Annotated in this window: 6 protein-coding genes; all 6 read left to right on the top strand. The window is 67.1% G+C overall.

What is annotated here, in order from left to right:
• Positions 1 to 857: ribose-phosphate pyrophosphokinase (locus V6M56_RS19015; protein WP_332685919.1), on the top strand; the 857-nt coding region annotated here is incomplete at its 5' end.
• 120 nt (positions 858 to 977) lie between these two features.
• Entirely contained in the window at positions 978 to 1,706 is a 729-nt protein-coding gene (queC, locus tag V6M56_RS19010; protein WP_332685917.1) for a 7-cyano-7-deazaguanine synthase QueC, read from the top strand.
• Entirely contained in the window at positions 1,696 to 2,259 is a 564-nt protein-coding gene (locus V6M56_RS19005; RefSeq protein ID WP_332685915.1) for a VUT family protein, read from the top strand. The genes queC and V6M56_RS19005 overlap by 11 nt, the downstream gene beginning before the upstream one ends.
• A 150-nt stretch (positions 2,260 to 2,409) precedes the next feature.
• Positions 2,410 to 3,024, top strand: coding sequence for a 50S ribosomal protein L25/general stress protein Ctc (locus tag V6M56_RS19000; RefSeq protein ID WP_332685913.1), 615 nt, complete (start codon positions 2,410 to 2,412; stop codon positions 3,022 to 3,024).
• Between the two features lie 88 nt (positions 3,025 to 3,112).
• Entirely contained in the window at positions 3,113 to 3,727 is a 615-nt protein-coding gene (gene pth, locus V6M56_RS18995) for an aminoacyl-tRNA hydrolase (protein WP_332685911.1), read from the top strand.
• 260 nt (positions 3,728 to 3,987) lie between these two features.
• The gene (locus V6M56_RS18990; RefSeq protein ID WP_332685909.1) at positions 3,988 to 5,748 is read left to right on the top strand and encodes an adenylate/guanylate cyclase domain-containing protein; all 1,761 of its coding nucleotides are present in this window, start codon (positions 3,988 to 3,990) and stop codon (positions 5,746 to 5,748) included.
• Positions 5,749 to 5,996: the final 248 nt, after the last annotated feature.

Here is a 5,996-nt window from a genome sequence, read left to right as displayed (position 1 = left end):
AGGCTTCGGTCCGGCGCTTCGCCGACATGGAGGTCTTCGTCGAGATTCAGGAGAACGTCCGCGGCCAGGATGTCTTCATCATCCAGTCGACCTCGTTCCCGACCAATGACCACCTGATGGAACTGCTGATCATCACCGACGCGCTGCGCCGTTCCTCGGCCAGGCGCATCACGGCGGTGATCCCCTATTTCGGCTATGCGAGGCAGGACCGGCGCGCCTCGGGCCGCACGCCGATCTCGGCCAAGCTCGTCTCCAACCTGATCACCCATGCCGGCGTCGACCGCGTGCTGACGCTCGATCTGCACGCCGGCCAGATCCAGGGTTTCTTCGACATCCCGACCGACAACCTGTTCGGCGCCCCGCTGATGGCGCGCGACATCAAGGACCGGCTCGACTGGAAGAACGCCATGGTCGTCTCGCCCGATGTCGGCGGCGTCGTCCGGGCACGGGCGCTCGCCAAGCGCATCGACGCACCGCTCGCCATCGTCGACAAGCGCCGCGACCGGCCGGGCGAGTCGGAGGTGATGAACATCATCGGCTCGGTCGAGGGCCGCTCCTGCATCCTGCTCGACGACATCGTCGATTCCGGCGGCACGCTCTGCAACGCCGCCGAAGCCCTGCTCGCGCAGGGCGCCCGCGAGGTCTTCGCCTACATCACCCATGGCGTTCTCTCCGGTGGCGCGGTCGCGCGCATCGCCAATTCCAAGCTCAAGGAACTGGTGATCACCGATTCGATCATGCCGACCGAGGCGGTGAAGGTGGCCCGCAACATCCGCGTCATCTCCATCGCCAACCTGATGGGCGAGGCGATCGAGCGCACCGCGAGCGAATCGAGCGTCTCCAGCCTGTTCGACTGAAGAGGCCATGCGCGCGCCTCCCCGTCATTGCGAGCGCAGCGAAGCAATCCGGAAGCCGCCGAGCGAGTCCCCTAGATTGCTTCGTCGCTGCGCTTCTCGCAATGACGGCTGCGGGGTGCCATGAGCAACGACCGCGCCCTCATCCTCTTCTCCGGCGGCCAGGATTCGACCGTCGCGCTCGCCTGGGCGCTGGAGCGCTTCGCCAGCGTCGAGACCGTCGGCTTCGACTATGGCCAGCGCCACCGCGTCGAGCTCGACTGCCGGGAGACGATCCGCACGGCCCTGCCCGGCGTGAAGGGCGATTACGCCGCCCGTCTCGGCCCCGACCACCTGCTCGACCTGAAGACCCTGGGGGCGATCTCGGATACGGCGCTGACCAGCGAGAGCGAGATCGCCTTCACCGATGCCGGCCTGCCGACGACCTTCGTGCCGGGCCGCAACCTGATCTTCCTCTCCTTTGCCGCGGCGCTCGCCTATCGCCGCGACTGCCGGCATATCGTGCTCGGGGTCTGCGAGACCGATTATTCCGGCTATCCCGACTGCCGCGACGACACCGTCAAGGCGATGCAGGTGGCGCTCGGCCTCGGGCTCGACCGCCGGCTGGTGCTGCACACGCCGCTGATGTGGCGCGACAAGGCGCAGACCTTCGCGCTTGCCGGCGCGCTCGGCGGGCAGGCCTTGCTCGACCTGGTGGTCGAGGACAGCCATAGCTGCTATCTCGGCGACCGAACCAGGCGGCACGCCTGGGGCTATGGCTGCGGCCACTGCCCCGCCTGCGAGCTGCGCTCCAAGGGCTTTGCGGCCTATGAGGCCGCACCGCGAGACACCGGACCGAGCTATGACGACTGACCGGCAACGCCGCATCGAGGGCCTGATCGCGCTGGCCCTCTTCACCCTGACCATTCCGGCGGCCAACTGGCTGATCGGCAATGCCGGCACGGTCTGCGTGCCGAACGGCCCCTGCCTCGTGCCGGTCGCGCCCGGCCTCCAGGCGCCGAGCGGCGTGCTGATGATCGGGCTCGCCCTCGTGCTGCGCGACCTCGTCCAGCGCCGGCTCGGCGCCAGGGCGGCACTGGTCGCGATCGCCGTGGGCGCGCTGCTCTCTGGCCTGCTCGCGCCGCCGGCCATCGTCATCGCCTCGGTGGCGGCCTTCCTGCTTTCGGAGTTGGCCGACTTTGCCGTCTACACCCCGCTGCAGCGCCGGAACTTCGTCGCGGCGGTGGCCGCCTCCAGCGTCATCGGCCTCGTCGTCGACAGCATGGTCTTCCTGCAGCTCGCCTTCGGCAGCTTCGATTTTCTCGCCGGCCAGATCGTCGGCAAGGCCTGGATGGTGCTGCTGGCGCTGCCGCTGATGCATTGGCTGCGGCGGCGCGACGAGCGCCTGGGACTGGCGCCGGCCTGAAACCGGCGCGCCAAGCCCGCCGGGCTTGAGATCGTCGCATATTTCGCCTATGAGCCTGCCTGCGCTCCACTGACACCCTTGGAGGCAGGAGCGCGAACCGAGACGGCCGCCGCCAGGCGGCCTTGTCATTTGAAAGCAAGGACCACATCCATGACCGCCATGAAGCAGATCCAGGCTTCGGCGCGCGCTCAGGTCGGCAAGGGGGCCGCCCGGGCAGTTCGTCGTCAGGGCCTCACTCCCGCCGTGATCTACGGCGCCGGCGAAGCCCCGCAGGCCATCGCGCTCAACGCCAACCAGACCCGCCTGATGATCTATGCGGGCCATTTCCTGACCACGCTGCTCGAGATCGAGGTCGACGGCAAGAAGACGCGCGTCATCCCGCGCGACTACCAGCTCGACCCGGTCAAGGATTTCCCGATCCATGTCGACTTCCTGCGCATCGCCGCCGGCCAGACCATCAAGGTGATGGTGCCGGTGCATGTCGTCGGCCAGGAGGATTGCCCCGGCCTGAAGAACGGCGGCGCCATGCAGACGGTCGAGCACTCGGTCGAGGTCGAGGTCGCGCCCGAAAGCATTCCCGAGTTCCTCGAGGTGTCGGTCGCCGGGCTCGAGATCGGCGACACGCTGCACAGCAACGACATCACGCTGCCGGCCGGCGTCGCGCTGACCTCGCGCGAGAACCTGACGCTGGTCACGATCGTCCCGCCGACGGTCGAAGCCGAGCCGGAGGCCGCCGAAGCCGAGCCGGAAGCCGCCAAGGCCTGAGCAGGCCCTGCGCTGCACGCGGCGAACGCTGCGAGACGGCCGGGTTCGCCCGGCCGTTTTGCGTTGGGCAGAACGCTGGAGAGCAAAGATGCTGATCTTCGCCGGCCTCGGCAATCCAGGCTCGCGCTATGCCCGCAACCGCCACAATATCGGCTTCCTGGCGGTCGAGGCGATTGCGCGCGCCTGCCGCGCCGCGCCTTGGCGGGTGCGCTTCCAGGGCCATGCCAGCGAAGCTTCGATCGGCGCCGAGAAGGTGCTGCTGCTGAAGCCGCAGACCTATATGAACGAATCCGGCCGCGCCATCGGCGAGGCAGCGCGGTTCTACAAGGTCGCGCCGGAGGACGTCATCGTCTTCCATGACGAGCTCGACCTCGCCCCGGCCAAGCTCAGGGTGAAGCTCGGCGGCGGCAATGCCGGGCATAACGGCCTGCGTTCGACCACGGCCGCCATCGGCAACGATTATCGCCGCGTGCGCTTCGGCATCGGCCATCCCGGCGACAAGACGCTCGTCCACCCCTATGTGCTGAGCGATTTCGGCAAGGCGGAGGAGCCCTGGGTCGAGGACCTGTGCACCGCCTGCGCCGACAACGCCGAGTTGCTCGCCGCCCATGACGACGCCGGCTTCCAGAACAAGGTTCACTTGTTCATGGAGGCGCGCGGCCATGGCGCCGTGAAGCGCCTCGGCGAGAAGTCGGAGAGCTAGCGCGTGATCCGATCAGGTTGGAGCAACCTGATCGGTCAATCCGCCTCTAAACTATCGACAGAGAACGCATTCTCCAGGTCGCGACATCGGCGGCGCGAGGCTGATCGCCCACGCGGCGAGAACCGTAGCTTGCCATACTCGACGTCCATGACCCGCTGCGCCTGTCTCCGGCCCGCAGGCGGGCCGCGGGTCGATGGACGCCCAAACCGCCGAAGCGTATAACTGGGCCTGCCGCTGCCATCCTAGAAATGACCTGGCCGATGGGCGAAGAACGTGTGCCACGCCGTCTCGCCGCGATCCTTGCTGCCGACGTTGTCGGCTACACGCGCCTGATGGAAGCCGACGAGCAAGGGACATTGGCGCGGCTCAAGTCCTTGCATCATGAGGTGATCGAGCCCAGGGCCAGGCAGCATGGCGGGCGCATCTTCAAGACGATGGGGGACGGCGTCCTGGTCGAGTTCACCAGCGCGGTCGACGCGGTCAGGAGCGCCATCGAGATCCAGCGGGCCGTTCCCGCGCATGATCCAGGTATTGCCGAGAACCAGCGGCTCGCGCTGCGGATCGGCATCAGCCTCGGCGACGTCATCGTCGACGGCAGCGATCTCTATGGAAACGGCGTCAACATCGCGGCACGCATGCAGACCTTGGCCACGCCCGGCGGCATCTGCATCTCCGGCAATGTTCATGAGCATGTCGGCAACGCGCTCGGCATCGCTTTCGACGATCTCGGCGACCAGGCCATCAAAAATCTTGATCGGCCGATCCGGTGCTATCGCGTCCACGAACCTGCGGCGGATCCGATGGCTCGGGCAGCGGCAAGTCCTCCAGCGCTGCCGGACACTCCCTCCATTGCGGTCCTGCCTTTTGCGAACTTGAGCGGTGCCCCTGAGGAGGATTATTTCGCCGACGGGATTACCGAAGACATCATCACCGCCCTCTCCCGCCTGCGGTGGCTGTTCGTGATCGCGCGCAACTCCAGCTTTTCCTACAAGGGGAAAGGCGTGGACGTCCGGCAGGTCGCTCGTGAACTTGGGGTCCGCTACGTATTGGAGGGCAGTGTCCGAGCCGCCGGGCAGCGCATCCGGATTGTCGGCCAGTTGATCGACGCCCAGTCGGGCAAGCACCTCTGGGCGGAGAAATACGACCGGGACCTGACCGACGTCTTCGTGGTTCAGGACGAGATAACGAACGTCGTCGTCGCCACGATCGAACCCCACCTCTACGCGGAAGAGGGCGCCCGGGCGGCGGGCAAGCCGCCTGGGAGCATCGATGCCTGGGGCCTCGTCGTCCGTGCCATGGGCCTGATCAACAAGGTCGGGCGCCGGCAGAATGACGAGGCGCAGGCGCTTTTGCGCCAGGCCATCGCCGTGGACCCCGGCTACGCGCGGGCGCACGCCCTGCTGGGCTGGGCGATCTGGTGGGCCACGCTCTGCTACTGGGTGCCGGAGACCAGGGAAGGCTATCGGCAGGCCGCCCTACATGCCGAGGAAGGGCTCTCCTGCGATCCTGGCGATCCCTGGGCGCGGATGACTTTCGGGCTGTGCCTGAGCACGGCGGGCCAGCACGAGCGGGCTTTGGCGGAGTTGCAGGCAGCCCTCGACCTCAACCCCAGCTTTGCCTTGGGCCGAACCGCCTATGGCTGGGCCTTGCTGCGGGCTGGACTGTATGATGGCGCCGTCGCTGAGACCGGCATGGCCCTCCGCATGAGCCCGCTGGACAGTTTTGCCGGGATCTACACGGCGATCCATGGCCTGGCCCTTCTGGGGGCCAGGCGGTTCGAGGAGGCTCTTCCCCATCTCAGGCGATCGGTCGCCGCCTTTGCCGAGTATTCGGGACACTACAACACGCTGATCAGTTGTTGCGGTCATCTTGGCCTCATCGAGGAGGCACAGGAGTTCATCGCCGCGCGGGCTCGGGTTGGCCCGCCGCTCCGTCTGTCGGTTCTCCGGCAGAACCTCGGCAAATTTGCTCATTGCGACGTCTTCGTCGAGGGATTGAAGAAGGCTGGCGTGCCGGAGTGAGGCGTGGATGCCGGCCGCGCGAAAGTCCCCGTCACCTAGAGTCTGCCACTTTCACTCGGAACCACCGCCGTCATCCTGGACAAGCCGCGAAGCGGCGTAGATCCGGGATCCATCATAAGGCTCCAGCGCCCTACGATGGATCCCGGGCCGAGCTTCGCTCGCCCAGGATGACGGCAGTGACCACGATTGGCGAGGAGGAGACCGCCCCCTCCGGCGCGCCGCCGTGAATGCGACTTGTGCCCCCGGCG

This window comes from Allobosea sp. (genome assembly GCF_036675845.1).
Taxonomy (GTDB): domain Bacteria; phylum Pseudomonadota; class Alphaproteobacteria; order Rhizobiales; family Beijerinckiaceae; genus Allobosea.
Note: the sequence above shows the minus strand (reverse complement) of the source record. Positions and strands in the feature narration are given on the sequence as shown.

Bases quoted from the DNA above. Each gene is read 5' to 3' on its own strand.
- V6M56_RS18990 (WP_332685909.1), top strand. From the start codon at position 3,988: ATGGGCGAAGAACGTGTGCCACGCCGTCTCGCCGCGATCCTTGCTGCC.
- pth (WP_332685911.1), top strand. From the start codon at position 3,113: ATGCTGATCTTCGCCGGCCTCGGCAATCCAGGCTCGCGCTATGCCCGC.
- V6M56_RS19000 (WP_332685913.1), top strand. From the start codon at position 2,410: ATGACCGCCATGAAGCAGATCCAGGCTTCGGCGCGCGCTCAGGTCGGC.
- V6M56_RS19005 (WP_332685915.1), top strand. From the start codon at position 1,696: ATGACGACTGACCGGCAACGCCGCATCGAGGGCCTGATCGCGCTGGCC.
- queC (WP_332685917.1), top strand. From the start codon at position 978: ATGAGCAACGACCGCGCCCTCATCCTCTTCTCCGGCGGCCAGGATTCG.